The organism is Shewanella baltica (genome assembly GCF_900456975.1).
Lineage (GTDB): Bacteria > Pseudomonadota > Gammaproteobacteria > Enterobacterales > Shewanellaceae > Shewanella > Shewanella baltica.
In genome coordinates, this window is sequence record NZ_UGYM01000002.1 from 2,809,792 (window position 1) to 2,829,426 (window position 19,635).

A 19,635-nucleotide genomic window follows, 5' to 3' on the forward strand; every position below is an offset into this window, starting at 1 on the left:
TGTGACGATAATGTGAGCCATTATGTCTTTAATCCTATTATTGACCCAACAGATGTCGCTGTACTTAGTGATCGTTTACTTAGTCAGTAAAACGCCGCTGTTTAAACTGTTTGCCGAAACCTCCCCGCGTCTGCCACATAAGATTTTTATGTATCTGATTTTTTCAAGTTTCTGCATCATGGCCACCTATTTTGGTGAGCAAACATCAGGCGCGATTGCCAACACCCGTGCTATGGGCGCTGTGTTAGGTGGGTTATTAGGCGGACCCGTTACTGGTTTTCTGGTAGGACTAACAGGTGGCCTTCACCGCTACAGTATGGGCGGCTTTACTGAAATAGCCTGCGCCATTTCCACCACCTTAGAAGGCTTATCCGCAGGGATGATAAGCTTCTACTTAAGACGTGCGGGTAAAAGTGAGCTTATCTACAATCCATTACTCGTTTGCCTAGTGACTTTTTATGCCGAAATGATGCAAATGAGCATCATCTTACTGGTCGCCCGCCCCTTCGATGATGCGTGGGAATTAGTGCGCCAAATCGCGCCGCCCATGTTGTTAGTCAATTCCGTAGGAGCGGCACTCTTTATGAGCATGATCCGCGACCAAAAAACTATGTTCGATAAACTTTCCTCCAGTTTTTCAACTAAAGCATTAAAGATAGCCGAACGCAGTGTCGGACTCCTATCCAAAGGATTTAACGAAGAAAGCAGCAGCCGTGTCGCCAAAATCGTCATAGAAGAAACCAATGTAGGCGCAGTGGCCATCACCGACAGGGAAAAACTGTTGGCTTTTATTGGCATAGGTGCCGATCATCATCTGCCTGGCACGCCAATTTCTTCCAAGATCACCTTAGAGGCGATTAATCAAAATAAAGTCATGTTCGCCGATGGCGTTGAAATGCCCTACTCATGTTCTATTTCAAGTAATTGTCGTTTAGGGTCGAGTCTGGTGATCCCGCTGCGCAGTGATACCGAAGTCATTGGCACTATTAAACTCTATGAGCCGAAAAATAAGCTTTTTTTGAATATTAACCGCACCTTAGGTGAAGGTATTGCCCGTCTGTTATCCAACCAAATACTTTATGGCCGGTTTGAGCAACAGCAAAATCTGCTGACTCAAGCCGAATTGAAATTACTGCAAGCGCAGGTCAATCCGCACTTTCTATTCAATGCACTCAATACCATTAGCGCGATTATCAAGCGCGATCCCGATATGTCTAAGCAGTTGCTGCAGCAGTTATCTCAGTTTTTACGGATCAATTTAAAGCGAACAACAGGCTTAGTGACGCTTGGGGATGAGCTAGATCACATCGCGTCCTATCTCACCATTGAAAAAGCGCGTTTTATTGATAAATTACAAGTCAGTATCGCGATACCTGAATCACTCTACCACTGCAAAGTACCGGCCTTTACCCTGCAGCCGATTATTGAGAATGCGGTAAAGCACGGCACTTCGCACATGATAGAGCAAGGGCAGATCAAAGTGACGGGCAAGCTTGAAAATCATGTGTTGGAATTAGAAGTCACAGACAATGCCGGATTATATCAGCCCGTTGAGGGCTCTGAAGGCCTAGGGATGAACTTAGTGCATAAACGCATTCAAAATATTTTTGGCGAACAATATGGTGTTACTGTGGAATGCGAAGCCGATGAATTGACTCGTGTCACCATAAGATTACCTATAGAAAACCCTGAGATATCCAATATGGACACCCGCACGTGATCACTTGTTTAATTGTTGATGATGAACTGTTTGCTCGTGAAGAATTAGCCGATCTTTTGGGGCAAGAACACGACATTGAAATTGTTGGTCAATGCGCTAATGCCATCGAGGCGTTACAAAGCATAGCCAAAGAAAAACCTCAGTTAATTTTTCTCGATATCCAAATGCCGCGCATTTCGGGCATGGAACTTATCGCTATGCTCGACCCTGATAACATGCCGAAAATTGTGTTTGTTACCGCTTACGACGAGTTTGCCGTCAAGGCCTTCGATAACCATGCCTTCGATTATTTGCTTAAACCGATAGATGCCGAGAGACTCAGTAAAACCCTCACTCGGGTGCGTAAAAATCTGACGCCTCAAATCATGGATCCCATTACCCCAAAGCGTCTGGAACATATTCCCTGTTACAGCGGCAATAAACTCAAGGTGATTGCAATCCAAGATGTGGAATATGTGTTCAGTGATTTAAGCGGCATCCATGTGGCCAGTACGAAAGGCAAAGTCCATACCCAATTGACCTTAAAAGTGTTTGAAGAAAAAACCCCACTGGTGCGCTGCCATCGTCAGTATTTGATTTCACCTAAGGCGATTGCCGAAATTGAGCTGTTAGACACGGGCGCCGAAGTCACCACCCACTCAGGGGATAAAGTGCCCGTCTCACGGCGTTATCTTAAGAGCCTTAAACAGCTGTTCGGCTTCCAATAACTCAAGCAAAAAGCCATCTTAGCGGGTATTTTTAGTCACAAGATGGCCAACAACACCCGCCGTTAACATACGATTGCAACCACTCAAGCCCACCTATTACCGCTCACCCTGCATTTTCGACCACTCATTGAGATTGCGAAGTTTTATATCAACAACTTGTTTACACTCGCCAGAACTCAAATGGGGAGATAACAAAAATGATGTGGTTCCTACTCTGTGTCGGTCTGCTGATCGGCGGCTACTTTATCTATGGCGCCTTTGTCGAGAAAGTCTTCGGCATTAACGCTAATCGTCAAACACCCGCTTTCGCTCAAACTGATGGCGTCGACTTTGTGCCTATGTCTAAAGGCAAAGTCTATTTAATTCAATTATTAAACATCGCAGGCGTAGGCCCAATCTTTGGTCCTATCTTAGGTGCACTCTATGGTCCTGCGGCCATGTTGTGGATTGTGGTTGGCTGTATCTTTGCGGGTGCCGTGCATGACTACTTCTCTGGCATGTTGTCAGTGCGCAACGGCGGCCAATCTGTGCCAAACCTTGCGGGTAAATATTTAGGAAAGAGTGCCAAACACTTCATGAACGTGTTTGCTATCGTGCTGTTATTGCTGGTTGGTGTGGTCTTTATCTCTGCGCCTGCAGGTTTACTGGGCAAGCTTACCGGTTGGGATGTCAGTATCTTCGTAGGCATTATCTTCGTCTACTACCTGATCGCAACTGTGGTGCCTGTCGATAAGATTATCGGTCGTCTTTACCCCTTCTTTGGCGCTTTACTGTTCTTCATGTCGTTCGGTCTGGCTTTCGCGATTATCCTATCAAGCGAGCACACCTTACTGCCGAACGTACAAGCGGGCGATTTCTTCCAAAACTTAAATCCAAATGACATGCCACTTTGGCCTGCGCTGTTCATCACCATCGCCTGTGGCGCGGTATCAGGTTTCCATGCAACGCAATCACCATTAATGGCACGCTGCGTTGAAAACGAAACCAATGGTCGCTTCGTCTTCTTTGGCGCCATGATTGGCGAAGGCATTATTGCACTGCTTTGGTGTGCGATTGCATTGTCATACTTCGGCGGTGTTGAAGGCTTAAGTGCGGGCATGTCAGGCAACCCTGCCAACGTGGTCTATGAGGCTTCTACTGGTCTGTTAGGCGCTGTCGGTGGCTTTATGGCTATCCTAGGTGTGATTATCCTGCCGATTACTTCAGGTGATACGGCTTTCCGCTCTGCGCGTTTGATTCTGGCTGAATTTTTCAACATGCCACAAATCTCACTACCAAAACGCTTAGTGTTAGCACTCCCACTGTTTGTTATCGGCGGTATGTTGACTCAAGTGGATTTTGGTGTCATTTGGCGCTACTTCGGTGTAGCAAACCAAACCACCGCGGTATTAATGCTGTGGACAGCTTCGGCTTACCTGTTACGCCATAACAAACTGCATTGGATTGCGACTATTCCAGCGATGTTTATGACCACAGTGGTCATCACCTTCCTGCTGAACTCGTCAACCTTAGGTGCAGGCTTACCTATGACGGTATCAACCATAGCGGGCGTGGTCACCACCTTAGTGATTACAGCGCTGTTGATTGTTAAAACCAAAGGTAAAGGTGAGATTGACTTACCAGTAGAAACTGAGCTTAAAGAAATAGTCAAAGACTAACAAAATAGTCCAAATGACCAAGCTAAAACAGGCGCTTTATTGCGCCTGTTTTGCTCATACTGCTCCATCAATAACTGCAGACTCTGGTGTGAGCGAGCAAGGTATTCAGGCTTGACTCGATACCATTGCACACTGTATCAGGCATACAAAACTGTTATACTCACGCCATAGCACACTGCAACATGCATAATATGAATCAATCGAATAACCCGCTCCACGGCATTAAACTGGAAACGATCATCACTTACTTAGTCGAGAAATACGGCTGGGAAGAATTAGGTGAGCGGATTAACATCCGCTGTTTTACCCACGACCCAAGCATCAAATCCAGCTTACGTTTTTTAAGAAAAACAGAGTGGGCGCGGGATAAAGTCGAATATCTTTATTTAAGAGCCAACAAATTACCGTTACCGCCACCTAAAGCGGAAGCGAGCCAAGCTGCTAAAAAGCCTGCGGCAAAAGTCGCGACTAAAAAGCCCACTCAAACCGCTCCTGAAAAGCCGGCTAAAAGTGATAAACCCAGCTCAAATGGCACAGTAAACAGTCATATTTGGGGCAATAATTAATCTTCGCCTCTGCAGCCATAAAACGTAAACAGCCCTAAAATAAGGGCTGTATTGTCGTGATTAACCTGCTGCGGATCTATTTTCACTAACCTATTTGTACTCACCTACAGCCTCAATCTATTTGCGCTAATCTATTGGCGGCGAATAGCGCTCACTTATCGATTTTGAACCAATAGCTTGCACTCTTTTTAGCTGAACAACCAAAAATTGACTTCAGTTTTCAAATCTATGGCCGATACCGACTGTTATAGTGACTTGAGTATCAACGCAGTTTGCATCAATGGAGTGTTAAATGAATATTAATGGAATAAACAGTAGCGCAACTGGCTCAGCTTTCACCGCCATATCAAGCGCATATATCGCAGCGACACCAGCCACCGCACAAACAGCGAATAGTGAGTCCGCTGACTCACAAGATACCCAGGACACTGTCTCCATTTCTAATGCGGGCCGCGCGGCTTTATCCGCAGATGTGGGCGCAACCTTGAGAGACAAAGCCTCAGCCAAAAAGAATGAAGTCGACAATGCCTCATCAGAAGAACCCATGACGTTAATTGACCAGCAGATCCAAAAAATAAAAGAGCAAATCAAGGCACTTCAAGAAATGTTGGCCAAGCTTGAAAATGATGACTCAGAGACCGCTGATCAGCAACGTAAGATGATCCAAGAACAAATAATGCAGCTGAGTAGCCAGATAGCAACCTTGACTGAGAAGAAGATGCGCGAAGCCCAAAAAAAGGAATCGGCTTAAATTAAGCGGTGATGATACTGCGCTAAGCTAAGCCATGTTCACAACATCGACATGTTCAAGCGGTTTACATATTCAAGCCGTCTAGTTGACCCTACTTAGATAGGAAAACTGAACATCAAACGCCAAATGTTCAATCCATCACCACGGCGATAGCTGAATCCAATACGATCAACACCCAGCAATTCGCCCCCAAGGGGCTTAGAAAACGCGAGGGAAAAACCAGCCTCATAACTGCCTGAAACTATGGTATCTTGCTCTATCTCGCTGATAAATCTGAGCTCATTGAAATACCAATAACCCACAGCAAAGATCCTTGGTTGCACCTGCAGATCCCACCATTGCCAGCGCGGCGCTAATCCTAAATCCACGCCAGTTTGTAACACCGCAAATTGATCGGCAAACTTGCCATAGTGCTCACTGTACCCAGCGAAACGTAATCTCGACACCCATACCGCATCTTGCCCAGCTAGGGTGAAATCATACAAGCTACTGATCCCTGAGGCGATAATGGCAACGTTATCGTTTTTATCGAAGTTAGTACCAAAACCGATATCTAAATACCCTTCCATTCGAGTGTTTTCGCTCGCCTGCCAGTGGTGCTCAAAACCTGGGGTAATGGTCATAGTGCCTATCGACGACGGTAACTCGCCTTCAGTGATATCTTTGGCTAAATAATCAAAAAAGCCAAAGGAGATAGGTAAACGTAACCAAGTCTGGCTTCCGCTATCTTTCTTTAAATCAAAACTTAACGGAATACTGACCACGGTCGCATTTTGGTTAGCGGCGCGATACACACCAGTGCCGAGATAACTGCCAAAGGCATAAACAGAATTGGGATTACTGCTCGACTCAATCGGATTGCTGCCATTGGCATTACTGCTAGGCACGTGACTGATAGAAACAGGATCAACAGACACGCCAGCATCATTCGCTTGAGACGCAGATGTAAGTGCCGCAGGTGTGAACGTATTGGCGGGGGATGCACTATTGGCGAAAACGGCAGGAACCATGCTCAGAAATACTAAGCAAGTTAACAACAAACATAATGGCAACCGACTGAAAAAATGGCTCAATTGACTTAAACCTTACTCATTTCTGACTCAATCGGTCGACCCATCATAAATACAAAGCTACTTATTTTCATCCATAAAATGATATTCAGACATCATGTGTCCAAGCTCAGTGGATTTGGTTTTTAAGTAGGCTTCGTTGTAACGATTCTTACCAACTTGCAGCGGTACGCGCTCAACCACTTCGATGCCAAACTCCTTCATCGCTTTCACTTTACGAGGGTTATTGGTCATCAAACGCACATGCTTCACGCCTATCTGTTCCAGCATAGGTTTGATCATGTCGTATTTACGCATATCGGCTTCGAAGCCCAGTTGCTCGTTGGCTTCAACTGTGTTGGCACCTTTATCTTGCAGCTCGTAGGCGCGGATTTTATTCAACAAACCAATGCCACGGCCTTCTTGGCGCAAATAGAGGATAAAGCCACTGCCCGTTTCCGCAATATTTTGCATCGCCGCTTGTAACTGAAAACCACAGTCACAACGCAAGCTAAATAACGCATCGCCAGTTAAACACTCGGAATGAATTCGACCCAACACAGGTTCATCCGCACTGAGCGTACCGAATGTGAGCGCAACATGCTCTTTGCCTGATTCTGTATCTTCAAAACCATGCATGGCAAACACGCCCCAAGGAGTGGGTAACTTTGACGTCGCGACATATTTTATCGACATACTTAACCTTAACGACAACTCTCATTCCATGAGACGAATAAGATCCCTAGAAACAAACGAGGATTAGGCACTTAGCCAACTAAGCGCACTATTCTAAAGTGTTTTTGAACAATCAAGAAATACTTTAGTGTTTTAATCAACTAAACCAAACATGAATGTCATTTTCGATGGGCAGCACGAAGGAATGGATTAAAACGAAGCTGTGCATAAAGTACTAGGCGCACAAACACGCGATCGACACTCGATCCCGTGTCAGTGACAGCCTAACCCACATTAAAATTTTGCGGGCGCGTATCCAGTGACTTCCTTTAGCCCCATTTCACGGCCGATAGCCGTCATAGGGTGGATCACCACAAGACCTTTGACAGACTTTTTCAGTTTGCCCATGTCCGCTTGTTCATCTTTAGTCAAAGCGCGATGGAAAGACAAACCTTTGATATCTGAACCTTGCTTATTCAATAAGCGGGTTTGTTGGCCTTTCACACTGCCAATTTGCTTAGTGACTGCAGCGATTTCGCGCTTGAACTGGGCAATAATGACGTCATCGCCTCTTTGTTCAGCCGCAGCAAGTTTACGACGAAATTTATCTAATTTATCGTTAAGCTGCTGCAGTTCTTGCTTTAAATTCATTCTGTTACCTTAAATTACCTAAGTTAGCCACAGTAAAATCTTAGCCTGATTATGCTAGCGTCTGTGTCAAGGCCTGAGATTATAGCAGCAAGTTACAGATCCTCGTTACCGCTTTTATAACAAACGAATGATCTGATTGCTGCTACCGCGAAATACGAGACTTGGATCGGCAAGACTTTGTTCAAATTTCCCATCCACCAGCACATCAATATAGGCCAACACGGCGCGCTGTTCATCACTCAACTCATCAAGCACATAACCCGTCCACAGCCAAATATCTTTCCCCTTACACTCTGCCTTGACTCGTTTGACGAGCGCCAAAATGGCACTGAGATTGACAGGCAATAAAGGATCGCCCCCCGAGAGCGATAAACCACGGCGTACAATCCGCTTATCATTGAGATCGGCAATCATCCTATCTTCCATCGTCTTATCAAACACATGCCCAGAACGGGGATCCCAAGTACTTTGATTGTAACAACCGCGGCACTGGTGCTCGCAGCCAGAGACAAACAAGGTCGCACGGGTACCAGGGCCATTGACCACATCGATAGGGAAATATTGATGGTAATTCATTGATAGTACTTCATAGTGCATTTCATCTTTTAACATTGGGACTTATCCCATGGCACTATTTGATTTGATGCCACGTGATGCCACGGAATAAGTCTAACAAGCAGAATAAAATAATAGTGTTACAAGTGTTTGATCCTACGTTTTACTTCTTCCTGTTTACCATAATTGAAGGGCCGCGCATCTGGGCTGCCTAAGTAACCGCACACTCGGCGCGTCACTGACACCCGACTTGGCTCATGGTTGCCGCACTTAGGGCAAGTGAACCCTTTACTGGTACAGCTAAATTCGCCAGTAAAGCCACAGTCGTAGCATTCATCAATTGGCGTGTTAGTGCCATAGTAAGGCACGCGGCTATAACTATAATCCCACACGTTTTCCAGCGCTTCGAGGTTATGCTGCATGTTGGGATATTCGCCATAACAAATAAAGCCGCCGTTCGCGATAGCAGGATATGGCTGTTCAAAATCAATTTTATCGTAAGGATTTACACTTTTTTCCACATCAAGGTGGAAACTATTAGTGTAATAGCCCTTGTCTGTCACGCCTGTGACTAGGCCAAATTGCTTCGCATCCAGTTTACAAAAACGGCTGCAAAGGCTCTCGCTTGGCGTGCTATACAGACTAAAGCCATAACCTGTTTCAGCCTTCCACGCATCTGTGGCGGCTTTAAGATAGGCAACAATAGCGACGGCTTTGTCCCTCAATTGTGCATCGTCAAATACATGGGTTTGGGTGCCATAGAGTGCATTCATGGTTTCATGCAGGCCAATGTAACCGAGTGAAATTGACGCCCGGCCATTTTTAAAGATTTGAGAAACATCATCATCAGCGCGCAAACGCACACCACAGGCCCCTTCCATATAGAGGATTGGTGCCACACGGGCTTTAACGCCATTGAGTCGCTCAATGCGAGTATCTAACGCTTTACGGGCTAAGACTAATCTGTCATCTAAAAGATGATAAAATTCCGCTTCATCACCCTTAGCTTCCAAGGCAATCCGCGGCAGATTTAAACTAACGACCCCAAGATTATTACGTCCTTCATGCACGAGCTCGCCATTTTCCTCATAGGTGCCTAAAAAGCTGCGGCAACCCATTGGGGTTTTAAATGAACCTGTGACTTTCTCGACTTGCTCGTAATTGAGAATGTCGGGATACATGCGCATAGTTGCGCATTTGAGTGCCATCTGTTTGACATCGTAATTGCAATCGCCAGCTTTGTGATTAATGCCATCACGAATCGCAAACACTAACTTAGGAAAAACTGCCGTCTTACGATTTTTACCTAATCCCGCCATCCGTACTTTCAGCATAGATTGCTGAATTAAGCGGGATTCCCATGATGTGCCTAACCCAAAGCCAAAGGTAACGAACGGTGTTTGGCCATTGGCGGTATGCAAGGTATTAACCTCATATTCCAAAGACTGAAATGCATCGTGACATTCTTTTTCAGTTTGCGCCGTGGCAAAGGCTTTGGCGTCGGTGATCTGCCAATTCAGGGCGATTTGGTAGTGCTTGTCGTAGCTCTTAGCGACAAATGGCGCTAACACTTCGTCGATGCGATTGATGGTCGTGCCGCCATAAATATGGCTCGCCACTTGGGCAATGATCTGTGCGGTGACGGCTGTCGCCGTTGAAATAGACTTAGGGGTTTCGATTTCGGCATTGCCCATTTTAAAGCCATGGGTCAACATACCAGCCAAATCAATCAGCATGCAGTTAAACATCGGGAAAAAAGGCGAGTAATCTAGGTCGTGGTAGTGGATCTCCCCCGCTTCATGGGCAGCAACCACGTCCTTTGGCAAGATATGACTCTTGGCATAATGTTTGGCGACTATGCCCGCGAGCAAATCCCGCTGAGTTGGGATAACTTTCGAATCTTTATTGGCATTTTCATTGAGTAACGCCGCATTACTTTGCTCGACTAAACCACGGATTTCGAGGTTGAGTTTACTGGTCGCTTCACGGCACACATCTCGGTCGTGACGGTATTCGATATAAACCCGCGCCAAGGACTTATACGGCCCTTCCATCAGTAAATTCTCAACCGCATCCTGTAGATGATGGATATCGACTTCGGTTAAGGTCGCAACGCTTTGACTGATACACGCTGCCACTGTCGCTGCATAGTCGCCATCCTCTATTCCAACTGAGTTTGCAGCGGCATTCACTGCATCCCGTATCCTTGTTTCATCAAAAGGTGTGCGGCAACCATCACGCTTAATTACGACTGGCATTGTTCAGTTCCTCTCCATCTCGCCTAAAAATTAACACTACATCTAGTGATTTTAAAAGCATAAAACACAATATGTAGAGCATTAGGCTACAACGACGGTGAGGCGTCCATGATCCAGATCATAGTTTTTAGGATGAAATAAAAGAACAAACCAGAACTGCAGCTAGGCCCAATTATCTGAAAATTGCGCCTTGACCTGCTGATTAAACCCAGCTAGTTGATGCCTGAAATCAGTGATGATCAAACACCATAACTCAAGATTAACGCTTAGCGAGTGCGAGATAACTACTGAGTTGGCCCGATGCCGACTGATGCGAGCCCATAGACGAAGCGAGTTGCATCATAGATTTAAGCCCCTGCCATTGCTGTTTTTGGGCATCTGTTAGCGGTGGCTCGGAATTCAAATAATCCGTTAATTGGCCAAGGACTTTGGTGGCTTTTTGGGCGAGCACCGGCGACTGAGCATCATCCATATTGGTCAAAACGTTTTTCGCATCGACCAAGGTATTGATCAGGGGGGTGTTCGGTGATTTTTTGGCTAATGATTTGAGCTCATCATCTAAGAAATCTTGCAGCGACTGCTTACTCGGCGTGGTTGTGCTCGGAACTGTAATACCGTTTTTTGATAAACGGTCGAGTTGCACGTCCGATAAAATGCCGTCTTTTTGTAAACGTGACACTAATGCGGGAATATCGGCGACACCAAATTTGCCATCGGCAAAAAAATCCTTCGCCATCGACTGAATTTTCTGTGCACGTTGCGCCCGTGGCGACAGCGCTATCTCATCGGCTTTACCAGTGTCGGGTTTAGCGGCATCCGTCTGAGTTTTCTTGGTCTCAGTGGTCGCATCGGTTTTAGCCGTACTCGTCTTTTGGCTATTGGCACCATAGGCATCGGCGATACTGGTACTGCTGCGATTAAGATTGAAGGCATTTAAAATAGAATTCATCGTCAAAAATTCGGCGTCTAAGACTCAATGACGGTTTTAAAGCAAAAACTAAGCCAATCAAGTATTAATCTGTGCAGAGCCTGAATTTTCGGGTAGCGAACAGCACCAGTTGCTTTATCTCTAGGACTGTAAATCTTCAATAAGGGCAAGACATTGCCGCCTCAACAAATCGAGTGCCTCGGCATCCATCTGCACTTTATTTAGTAAGGTTTGCTTCAAGGCTAGGGCTTCATGCTTAATCGCCTCTCCCTGAGTCGTCAGAGTGATCAATTTTTTCCGCTCATCTTCAATGCAGGCCAAACGCGTGATCAAGCCTTTTACCTCTAACCGCTTAACGATAGGCGTTAGCGTCCCCATATCGAGCTTAGTCGCCGCCGATAGCTGGGTTTGACTACAGCCATTTTGACGCCACAGGGTTTGCATCACAAGATATTGAGGGAAAGTTAACTCGTATGCCTCGAGTAAAGGCCGATAAGCGCGCACTAAGGCATTGCTGGCAGAATATAGCGCGAAGCACACATTATCAGATAAACACAGTGCATCCCTTGGCTCGGGATTCTGTACCTCTGTGTTATATGGCCCTGGGTTTTGTAGCTCTGGGTTTTGACTCTGCTCTGTAGATCCGAGCTCTGGGTGAGATAAACAATTTTGCACGTTTAAGCGCCTGTCATTCAAACATAGCGCTATCTTATCCGATCCGCCCCATCGCATCTAGTTTGCGCGCAAAGTATTTGCATTGTGTCATGAAGCCACGTACAGTTGACGCAGTTAGTTTGCGCACAAACAAAAGGTTAATTTTTTATGAATAGCACTATTACCGAAACCCGTGAAATCCATTTAGCCAGTCGCCCTGAAGGCATGCCTACGGCTGAGAATTTTGCTTTAGTAAATCAATCCTTAGCGCCGCTCGCCGATGGCCAAGTGTTGATTAAAAACCTGTGGATGTCGGTCGACCCTTATATGCGTGGCCGCATGGTAGATCGTAAGAGTTATGTTCCGCCCTTCGCCCTGAATCAAGTCTTAGAAGGCGGCGCGATTGGTGAAGTTATCGCGTCTAAAAACAGTGATTTCCCAGTAGGCACTAAAGTCAGCAGCATGTTAGGTTGGCGCGAGCACGCTGTCACTGACACGGCTGGACTGACCGCTCTGCCGCAAACCGAATTAGACAGTTCACATTTCCTCGGCGTGCTTGGTATGCCGGGCATGACAGCGTGGACGGGACTGACTCGCATCGCAGATTTAAAAGCAGGTGAAACCCTGTTTGTTTCTGCCGCATCAGGCGCCGTCGGCAGTGTTGCTTGCCAGATTGGTAAACTGATGGGTGCTCGCGTAATCGCCTCTGTGGGGTCAGACGAAAAAGCGGAATTGCTGCGAAGCTATGGCGTTGATGCCATCATCAATTACAAAACCTGTGGCAATCTCACCCAAGCGCTCACAAAAGCCGCGCCAGAAGGGATTGATGTGTACTTTGAAAACGTCGGTGGCGAGCATTTAGCCGCAGCGCTGAGCAATATGAAAGATCATGGTCGTATCGCCGTTTGCGGTATGATTTCGCAGTATAACGACACAGCGCCAACACCTGGTCCAGATAACTTGGCCCTGATAGTGATGCGTAAACTTAAGTTAGAAGGTTTTATCGTATCCGAACATTGGGCGCATTATCCTGAGTTTGCCGTGAAAATGGCTCAATGGTTAGCTGAAGGTAAAGTCAAAGCTGAACAAACCATTTATCAAGGGCTTGAACAAGCACCTGATGCCTTTATCGGTCTGTTTGAAGGTAAGAATCGCGGTAAAATGTTGGTGAAATTAGCGTAACTCGCGATCAAAGCGACATAAATGCTCAGTTTTAGATAGCAAGACTCAGTTTTAGATAGCAAAAAGTCGGTATAACGCGAGTTGTACCGACTTTTTCTATTTGATAGTCAACTGTTTATCTTTTAACGGATTAGCCCTTCCACAACGCAGCTTCAATCAAGTGAGCCACCTTCTCCACAGCAGCTTCGCCAGCGGCAATCGCCTCATCAGCACGGTGAAACTCCATAGTGCCGATATTGCCGACCTCAGGCACAATACAAATATCTGGCGGATCGCCCATCAAGCGCGCCCGTTTATGTCTTTGCTCTAAAATGCCCATAGATTGAGACATTACAGCAATCATGCCTGGATTCGATTTAGTGCCAAGTGAAAACTTATCGGTCAGATTGCTAACATAATCTCGGCCACGGGCAAACAAATCCATAAATCCAGTTTCTTGTCGCGCTGACATATCCATTTCAGCTTCAACGTTTTTTTGGCTCGTCATGCTCACCGGCAATACTTGAATGCGACCAGAATGATAACCATATAAATCCACGGCTATCACCACATCGACGCCCATGGCACGGCTGACAGAAACAGGCACTGGATTCACCACAGCACCATCGACAAGCCAGCGGTCACCTTGTCTCACGGGCGCCAAAATCCCTGGCATAGAGCAAGAAGCGCGCACCGCTTGACGTAAATCCCCTTCAGTAAACCAAATCTCCTGCCCAGAGTACAAGTCGGTCGCAACCGCCGCAAAAGGACGGTTGAGGTTCTCAATATTCACATCCCCTATTCGAGCTTGCAGCACATCAAATACTTTATCACCGCCGATAAGACCGCCTTTACGCCATCGAATGTCCATCAAGCCAAGCACGTCCCAGCTCGAGAAACTCCGAACCCATTCTTCTAATTCAGGTAAATGGTCATGGGCGTACGCGGCGCCCACTAAAGCGCCCACCGAACATCCCGCAACTTTATCGGGTTTGATCCCCATGGCGGCAAGACCATTCAACACGCCAATGTGCGCCCAACCTTTCGCAGCGCCACTGCCCAAGGCAATACCAACCGAAGGGGTTGTTCCGTTAGCCATAAATCATTCTCCTGTTACTCAATCCACTACACGATAACGTAAAATCCTTTCATATCCACTGTCAATTGGTGGAACCAAGGCAATTAAGTACTTGTAACATCGATGTAAACAAATGCCGGCAACTAAGTGTAAATGGCACACTTTCGCGATAAATCCACGCGTGAAGCAGAGATAATCACCGATGTGGATAGCTGAGTTAGGGCGATTAAGGCTATAATCTGCCCTTACTAAGATTTAGGGGATATACCTTTGCAATTTACCGATTTTTCTCTGGACCAGCGTCTGCTTCAAAGCATAAAACATATGGGGATCACAGAACCCACCGCCATCCAGGAACAAGCACTGCCTATCGCATTGGCAGGTAAAGATTTAATGGCGTCATCAAAAACGGGCTCAGGTAAAACCTTAGCGTTTTTGTTACCCGCATTGCAAAGAGTCATTTCTACCCGCTCACTGTCAAAACGCGATCCTAGAGTATTGATTTTATTACCGACCCGCGAACTAGCACATCAAGTGTATAGTCAGCTTCGCTTGCTGGTCGCCAACACCCAATACAAGGCCATCAGCGTTCTGGGCGGTGAAAACTTTAACGACCAAGCGAAAGCCCTAGCGAAAGAACCGCATTTTATTGTCGCGACGCCAGGCCGTATCGCCGATCATTTAGAGCAAAAACATCTATTCCTAAATGGCTTAGAATTACTCGTGCTCGATGAAGCCGACCGCATGTTAGATTTAGGCTTTGCCCCGCAGTTAAAAGCCATCAACGATGCTGCCGATCATAAACGTCGTCAAACGCTGATGTTTTCTGCCACATTAGATCATGACGAAATCAATGATATCGCGGCAACGCTGTTAAAAAATCCAGCGCACGTGGCGATTGGCGCGGCTCACTCTGAGCATAACGACATTCACCAACGTATCTTCTTATGTGACCACTTAGACCATAAAGAAGCGTTGTTAGCCCGTTTACTTAAAGATGAAACACACAAGCAAGTGATCATCTTTACTGCGACGCGCCCAGATACAGAACGCTTAGCCGCTAAATTAATTGAGCAAGGTTTTGCAACCGCCGCACTGAGCGGTGATTTAAAGCAAGCCGCACGCAACCAAATCATGGACCAATTTGCCCGTGGCCAACAACAAGTCCTAGTGACGACCGATGTCGCCTCTCGTGGTCTGGATTTGCTCAATGTGTCTTTGGTCGTCAACTTCGACATGCCTAAATTTGCCGAAGAATACGTGCATCGTATCGGCCGTACTGGCCGTGCTGGCGCGAAAGGTGATGCGATATCGCTCGTCGGACCAAAAGATTGGGACAACTTTAAGAAAGTCCAAGTGTTCCTTAGAAAGACCTTTGAGATCAGTACGATTCCAGGTCTAGAAGCTAAATTTAGTGGTCTAAAAAGCAAAGCCAAACAGACACCAGCAAAACGTGTTGCTAAAGCCGAGCTTGCTAAAGGTAAGAGTAAAAGAGCCAAAGCAGCCACACCGGCGCCTTCACGGGATAAGCGTTTTATCACGGGCGTGGACATTGGCGATGCACCCATGCGTAGAAAACCTGCTGCGGCGCAATTGCTACAAGACAATGATACAGAAGAAGTTTAGAACAAATTAAAGCATACATGCCGGTGGATTTAACATCAGATTTTATTTCTGATACACAACACATTGGCTGATCGAATACTGGGAATTGACGCACTAAGCGCATCAGTCTGTCGCCAAGCGAATCAAAAGCGCAGGGTAAACACTGATCCTCACGTCATTTCCAGCTACAATAGCGCTATTATCGATATTTTGAAGGTGTAACATGAGAGTTTGTGGTGTTGAATTAAAAGGTGGCGAAGCCATTATCAGTTTATTGAGCTATGAAGGTGAAACCTTCAATGTGCCAGAATGCCGTAAGGTGTCTTTCACCGTTTCCCAATCTGCTACCACAGAAGCTATTCGTGAGTTTCACTTCGCTTTTCATAAGCTTATGCAAGATTATCGCGTTGATGAAGTTGTCATCATTGAACGTGAACAAAAAGGTAAATTGGCGGGCTCAGCCACAAGTTTTAAACTTGAAGCCGCGATTCAATTAGGTGAATTACCTGTCAGCTTACTGTCTCCTGTCACTATCAAAGAGCAAAACAAGCGCAATCCACCGCAGGTTGATTTCGATAGTTTAGATCTTAAAAAAGTGCAGCAGTTAGCTTTTGAAGCCGCTTACGCCCAGCAAAATCGCCGTATTTTCGGCAAAGTTTAAGTAATGCGATAACTCAGGCTCCGAAGTCATTCGGAGCCAAATCCCCTATGAATCCATTAAAATACTTAAACGGTTACAGCCCAGATATTCAACAGCAGGTACAGCAACATCTCGATGCTGGCACATTACCTAAGCTACTGTTGAAACGTCATCCTGTCATACATAGCGTTCGCAGCGATAAAGCGCTGTACGACTACACCCAAGCGATTAAAAACCAATTTTTACGCCAGTCGTCACCACTCTCGAAAGTGATCTTCGATGACAAAATTAACATTAGTCATCATGCACTTGGCTTACATTCCTACGTCGCGCGAGTTCAAGGCAATAAAATCAAAGCTAAGAACGAAATTCGCATCTCTTCACGTTTGAAGCGTGTACCAGAGCCTTTATTGCGTATGGTCGTTGTACACGAATTAGCCCATTTAAAAGAAAAAGATCACAACAAGGCTTTCTATAATTTGTGTACCCATATGGAGCCGGATTATCACCAGTTTGAATTTGATTTACGCTTATTATTAACCTGTATCGACGCCAACATATCCCCTTATTGCGCAGATAAAGCCAACACTTGACCTTAGTATATTTTTCATCCACAACTTGACTGATAATAGTTTTCATTTAGAATATTGAAGTATCTCACGCTGCAGAATTCAGTAACGACAATGACGAAACAGAATATCGATAAACTTTTGAGCAAGTGGTGTAAAAAACAAGCTAAAAAGTTACTCAAAACACAGGCAAGATCTGTTTCAAGTTCAGGAAAAGCGATTCCATCCTTATCTCATCTGAACACCCTGACTGATAAATCTTTGACTAATAAAAAAGCTCAGCGCAAACACCTCACCAAATTACTCACGAAGCACATTTCACAACAAGAATTTGCCCATAGCGATAAATCCGCACTCAAGAAACAGTTAAAACTGGCAAAGGCTACGTTTATTGCCGCTAATGATGCAACATTTTCATCGACTATGATTACTCGGCTCACTCCTTTACCAACAGAACACAGCTTTGCATTACGTCCTTTTAAAAAGTCTCCCTGCGGTGGCTGTCCCGCTCTAAAAGGTAAACTGTGTAAGTGTGCATTAAAAGTGATGCAAAGACGCCAAGCAAGCTGATAGACGCTATTTAACGCTACGTATTTAGTTCTGTTCAGTCCCTAATAAAGAGTGCTAGTTAGCTTTAAAGGTCATTAGCTGCCAAATTGAGTCTCTTAACTGTCAAAAGAATAACTCGCTATAACACCCTAACTGAAGCTCACCACATCCGCTCTATTTATCCCCTTCTGTGTATATCGCTAGTACTGCGGATCGAATAAATTTAAAGCTTCCTTACAACTTGTAAGAATACTTGTGATAGCAGAAAAATATCTACAACAAGAAGAATGATGGAAACAAAAATGCCGATGAAATTTGCATTTCATCGGCATTGGTAAACTCTTCAAGAAAAGCCAGTACTATCGTTTATTCAGACTTGGCGAGACTTAGTTCTATTAGCCAAGGTTCATCATAGCTTCACGACTCTTCACCATATTGGTAAATGTGCGTAAGTCTTGATTCGCTAACTTGCTAGACATAGGAATATCCGCTTTTAACGGGTCAACAGGTTTACCATTGATATGGAATTCATAATGTAAGTGTGGACCCGTTGAGCGACCAGTATTACCAGATAAAGCAATCACTTGGCCTCGAGTCACTCGCTGACCTTTACGCACAAGCGCCTTAGATAAATGCAGGTAACGGGTACGATACTTACCACCGTGGTCAATCACAATATACTTACCAGCGAACTGATGGTCAGTCACTAAACTAACAACACCATCACCAGGAGCAATCACTTTAGTCCCGATAGGCACTGAAAAGTCGGTTCCGTTATGGGGTGAAATACGGCCAGTAATAGGATGCTTACGATATGGATTAAAACGGGAACTCATGCGGGGTTGTTTAGCTAATGGATAACGCTGGAACGCACGTACTAAACTCTGGCCCTTGGCATCGTAATAACTGCCGTCTGTATATTGAAATGCACTAATTTCAGAACGACCGGTTTTAATACTCACGCCTAAAATTTGGCTACTGCCCGTAGCTTCACCTTCAACATATTGATCATTTACCAAAACAGAGAATTTATCGCCAACGCGTAAATCACGGGCGAAATTCAATTTTTCTTTGAGTAAATCTTCAATCCGCTGAATGTCTGCCGCAGCTAAACCCATTTTTTGTGCAGAGACGTAAAATGAACCTTTAATATCGCCAGATATAATACGATTTTGCCAAACACCTTCAACGTTGACTTCTTCAACATTAAAACTGCCGTCTTCATAGCGTGTAAACACCACTTGGCGAGCAGCGTTAAAATAAAGTTCTAATTTCTGTAATTGGCCTTCGTTATCAAGCCAAAATTGCATTCTGTTACCAGGCAATAAGGTATCAAGTGCCAAAATATTTAAATCAGCTTCTAACACCTTATACATGGTCTGCTGATCAACACCCGCTTTCGAAAATAACCCACTTAAGGTATCACCAGAAACGATAATTCGCTCAAACTGTGGAGCGTTATTAATAAGGGTTGCTTGATCTTGGACTTCAGGTTCAGAAACTTGGGGGAGAATATTTTCAATATCGAGGGCAACAGGGATACGCTGAGCAGTTGGCACAACATGACCATTATTCGGCATTAACATAGCAGCGCCAATCAACAAACCACCCATTAATAGAATGTTTTTTTGGGTCGATGATAAGTTCTGCAAACGGGTTTGCGATAAGTTGATAAAGTTGGGTTTGCCTGTCTGCAACGCTTTTCACCTTTCGTTAACTTTGCGTTTTATTTTTGAACCAGTCCCTATGAGGGAAGCCCGAATTTTTTCCAACTTATCCCAAAAATCCCATTATGACAAATGCTATTTCGTACTTTTACCTGACTATTAACAAGAAACATGCGCCAGTTGGCATTTTCAAC

General features: G+C 45.3%; 19 protein-coding genes. 10 read left to right on the top strand and 9 right to left on the bottom strand.

Annotation, left to right across the window (positions count from 1 at the left end; translation table 11 throughout):
- Positions 1-22: 22 nt before the first annotated feature.
- From DYH48_RS12845 to DYH48_RS12865, 5 genes are all read left to right on the top strand, one after another.
- Positions 23-1,720, top strand: coding sequence for a sensor histidine kinase (locus DYH48_RS12845; protein WP_115334994.1), 1,698 nt, complete (start codon positions 23-25; stop codon positions 1,718-1,720).
- Positions 1,717-2,427: a two-component system response regulator BtsR gene (btsR, locus tag DYH48_RS12850; RefSeq protein WP_006081188.1), complete on the top strand. Its 711-nt coding sequence runs from the start codon at positions 1,717-1,719 to the stop codon at positions 2,425-2,427. Before DYH48_RS12845 ends, btsR begins: the two co-directional genes overlap by 4 nt.
- Before the next feature lie 197 nt (positions 2,428-2,624).
- Positions 2,625-4,085, top strand: a complete 1,461-nt coding sequence (locus DYH48_RS12855; protein ID WP_071938973.1) for a carbon starvation CstA family protein — start codon at positions 2,625-2,627, stop codon at positions 4,083-4,085.
- Positions 4,086-4,267: 182 nt separating this feature from the next.
- Positions 4,268-4,651 carry a VF530 family protein gene (locus DYH48_RS12860; RefSeq protein WP_115334995.1) on the top strand — a complete coding sequence of 128 codons (384 nt, stop codon included), beginning with the start codon at positions 4,268-4,270 and terminating at the stop codon, positions 4,649-4,651.
- A 292-nt stretch (positions 4,652-4,943) separates the two neighbouring features.
- Positions 4,944-5,402 (top strand): FlxA-like family protein, encoded by a 459-nt coding sequence (locus tag DYH48_RS12865; RefSeq protein WP_115334996.1) that lies wholly within the window; start codon positions 4,944-4,946, stop codon positions 5,400-5,402.
- Positions 5,403-5,497: 95 nt separating this feature from the next.
- On the opposite strand, the gene DYH48_RS12870 is transcribed toward DYH48_RS12865, so the two are convergent.
- The 7 genes from DYH48_RS12870 to DYH48_RS12900 all read right to left on the bottom strand — a co-directional run bounded on the left by DYH48_RS12870 (position 5,498) and on the right by DYH48_RS12900 (position 12,193).
- Positions 5,498-6,475, bottom strand: coding sequence for a hypothetical protein (locus tag DYH48_RS12870; protein WP_115334997.1), 978 nt, complete (start codon positions 6,473-6,475; stop codon positions 5,498-5,500).
- Positions 6,476-6,532: 57 nt separating this feature from the next.
- Entirely contained in the window at positions 6,533-7,147 is a 615-nt protein-coding gene (ribA, locus tag DYH48_RS12875; protein WP_006087423.1) for a GTP cyclohydrolase II, read from the bottom strand.
- A 273-nt stretch (positions 7,148-7,420) separates the two neighbouring features.
- Positions 7,421-7,777: a YibL family ribosome-associated protein gene (locus DYH48_RS12880; RefSeq protein ID WP_006081182.1), complete on the bottom strand. Its 357-nt coding sequence runs from the start codon at positions 7,775-7,777 to the stop codon at positions 7,421-7,423.
- Between the two features lie 114 nt (positions 7,778-7,891).
- Positions 7,892-8,353 (bottom strand): anaerobic ribonucleoside-triphosphate reductase-activating protein, encoded by a 462-nt coding sequence (gene nrdG / locus DYH48_RS12885; RefSeq protein WP_115336134.1) that lies wholly within the window; start codon positions 8,351-8,353, stop codon positions 7,892-7,894.
- Positions 8,354-8,472: 119 nt separating this feature from the next.
- Positions 8,473-10,590, bottom strand: coding sequence for an anaerobic ribonucleoside-triphosphate reductase (gene nrdD, locus DYH48_RS12890; RefSeq protein WP_115334998.1), 2,118 nt, complete (start codon positions 10,588-10,590; stop codon positions 8,473-8,475).
- 259 nt (positions 10,591-10,849) lie between these two features.
- The gene (locus DYH48_RS12895) at positions 10,850-11,539 is read right to left on the bottom strand and encodes a hypothetical protein (RefSeq protein ID WP_115334999.1); all 690 of its coding nucleotides are present in this window, start codon (positions 11,537-11,539) and stop codon (positions 10,850-10,852) included.
- Between the two features lie 120 nt (positions 11,540-11,659).
- Positions 11,660-12,193, bottom strand: coding sequence for a MarR family winged helix-turn-helix transcriptional regulator (locus DYH48_RS12900; protein WP_115335000.1), 534 nt, complete (start codon positions 12,191-12,193; stop codon positions 11,660-11,662).
- Positions 12,194-12,340: 147 nt separating this feature from the next.
- Between DYH48_RS12900 and DYH48_RS12905 the strand changes: the two genes are divergently transcribed.
- A complete protein-coding gene (locus DYH48_RS12905) occupies positions 12,341-13,354 on the top strand; it encodes an NADP-dependent oxidoreductase (protein ID WP_115335001.1) in 1,014 nt (337 codons plus the stop codon).
- Positions 13,355-13,484: 130 nt separating this feature from the next.
- Here DYH48_RS12905 and rssA read toward each other — a convergent pair whose 3' ends face one another.
- Positions 13,485-14,432 (bottom strand): patatin-like phospholipase RssA, encoded by a 948-nt coding sequence (gene rssA / locus DYH48_RS12910; RefSeq protein WP_006081176.1) that lies wholly within the window; start codon positions 14,430-14,432, stop codon positions 13,485-13,487.
- A gap of 249 nt (positions 14,433-14,681) precedes the next feature.
- On the opposite strand from rssA, the gene DYH48_RS12915 reads away from it, so the two are divergent.
- From DYH48_RS12915 to DYH48_RS12930, 4 genes are all read left to right on the top strand, one after another.
- Positions 14,682-16,037, top strand: a complete 1,356-nt coding sequence (locus tag DYH48_RS12915; RefSeq protein ID WP_115335002.1) for a DEAD/DEAH box helicase — start codon at positions 14,682-14,684, stop codon at positions 16,035-16,037.
- A 202-nt stretch (positions 16,038-16,239) separates the two neighbouring features.
- The gene (locus DYH48_RS12920) at positions 16,240-16,677 is read left to right on the top strand and encodes a DUF3010 family protein (protein ID WP_006081174.1); all 438 of its coding nucleotides are present in this window, start codon (positions 16,240-16,242) and stop codon (positions 16,675-16,677) included.
- Positions 16,678-16,724: 47 nt separating this feature from the next.
- The gene (locus DYH48_RS12925; protein WP_115335003.1) at positions 16,725-17,249 is read left to right on the top strand and encodes a M48 family metallopeptidase; all 525 of its coding nucleotides are present in this window, start codon (positions 16,725-16,727) and stop codon (positions 17,247-17,249) included.
- 90 nt (positions 17,250-17,339) lie between these two features.
- Positions 17,340-17,795 (top strand): hypothetical protein, encoded by a 456-nt coding sequence (locus DYH48_RS12930; RefSeq protein WP_107947071.1) that lies wholly within the window; start codon positions 17,340-17,342, stop codon positions 17,793-17,795.
- Positions 17,796-18,169: 374 nt separating this feature from the next.
- Here the strand turns inward: DYH48_RS12930 and DYH48_RS12935 are convergent, their stop codons facing one another.
- The gene (locus tag DYH48_RS12935) at positions 18,170-19,471 is read right to left on the bottom strand and encodes a peptidoglycan DD-metalloendopeptidase family protein (RefSeq protein WP_115335004.1); all 1,302 of its coding nucleotides are present in this window, start codon (positions 19,469-19,471) and stop codon (positions 18,170-18,172) included.
- Positions 19,472-19,635: the final 164 nt, after the last annotated feature.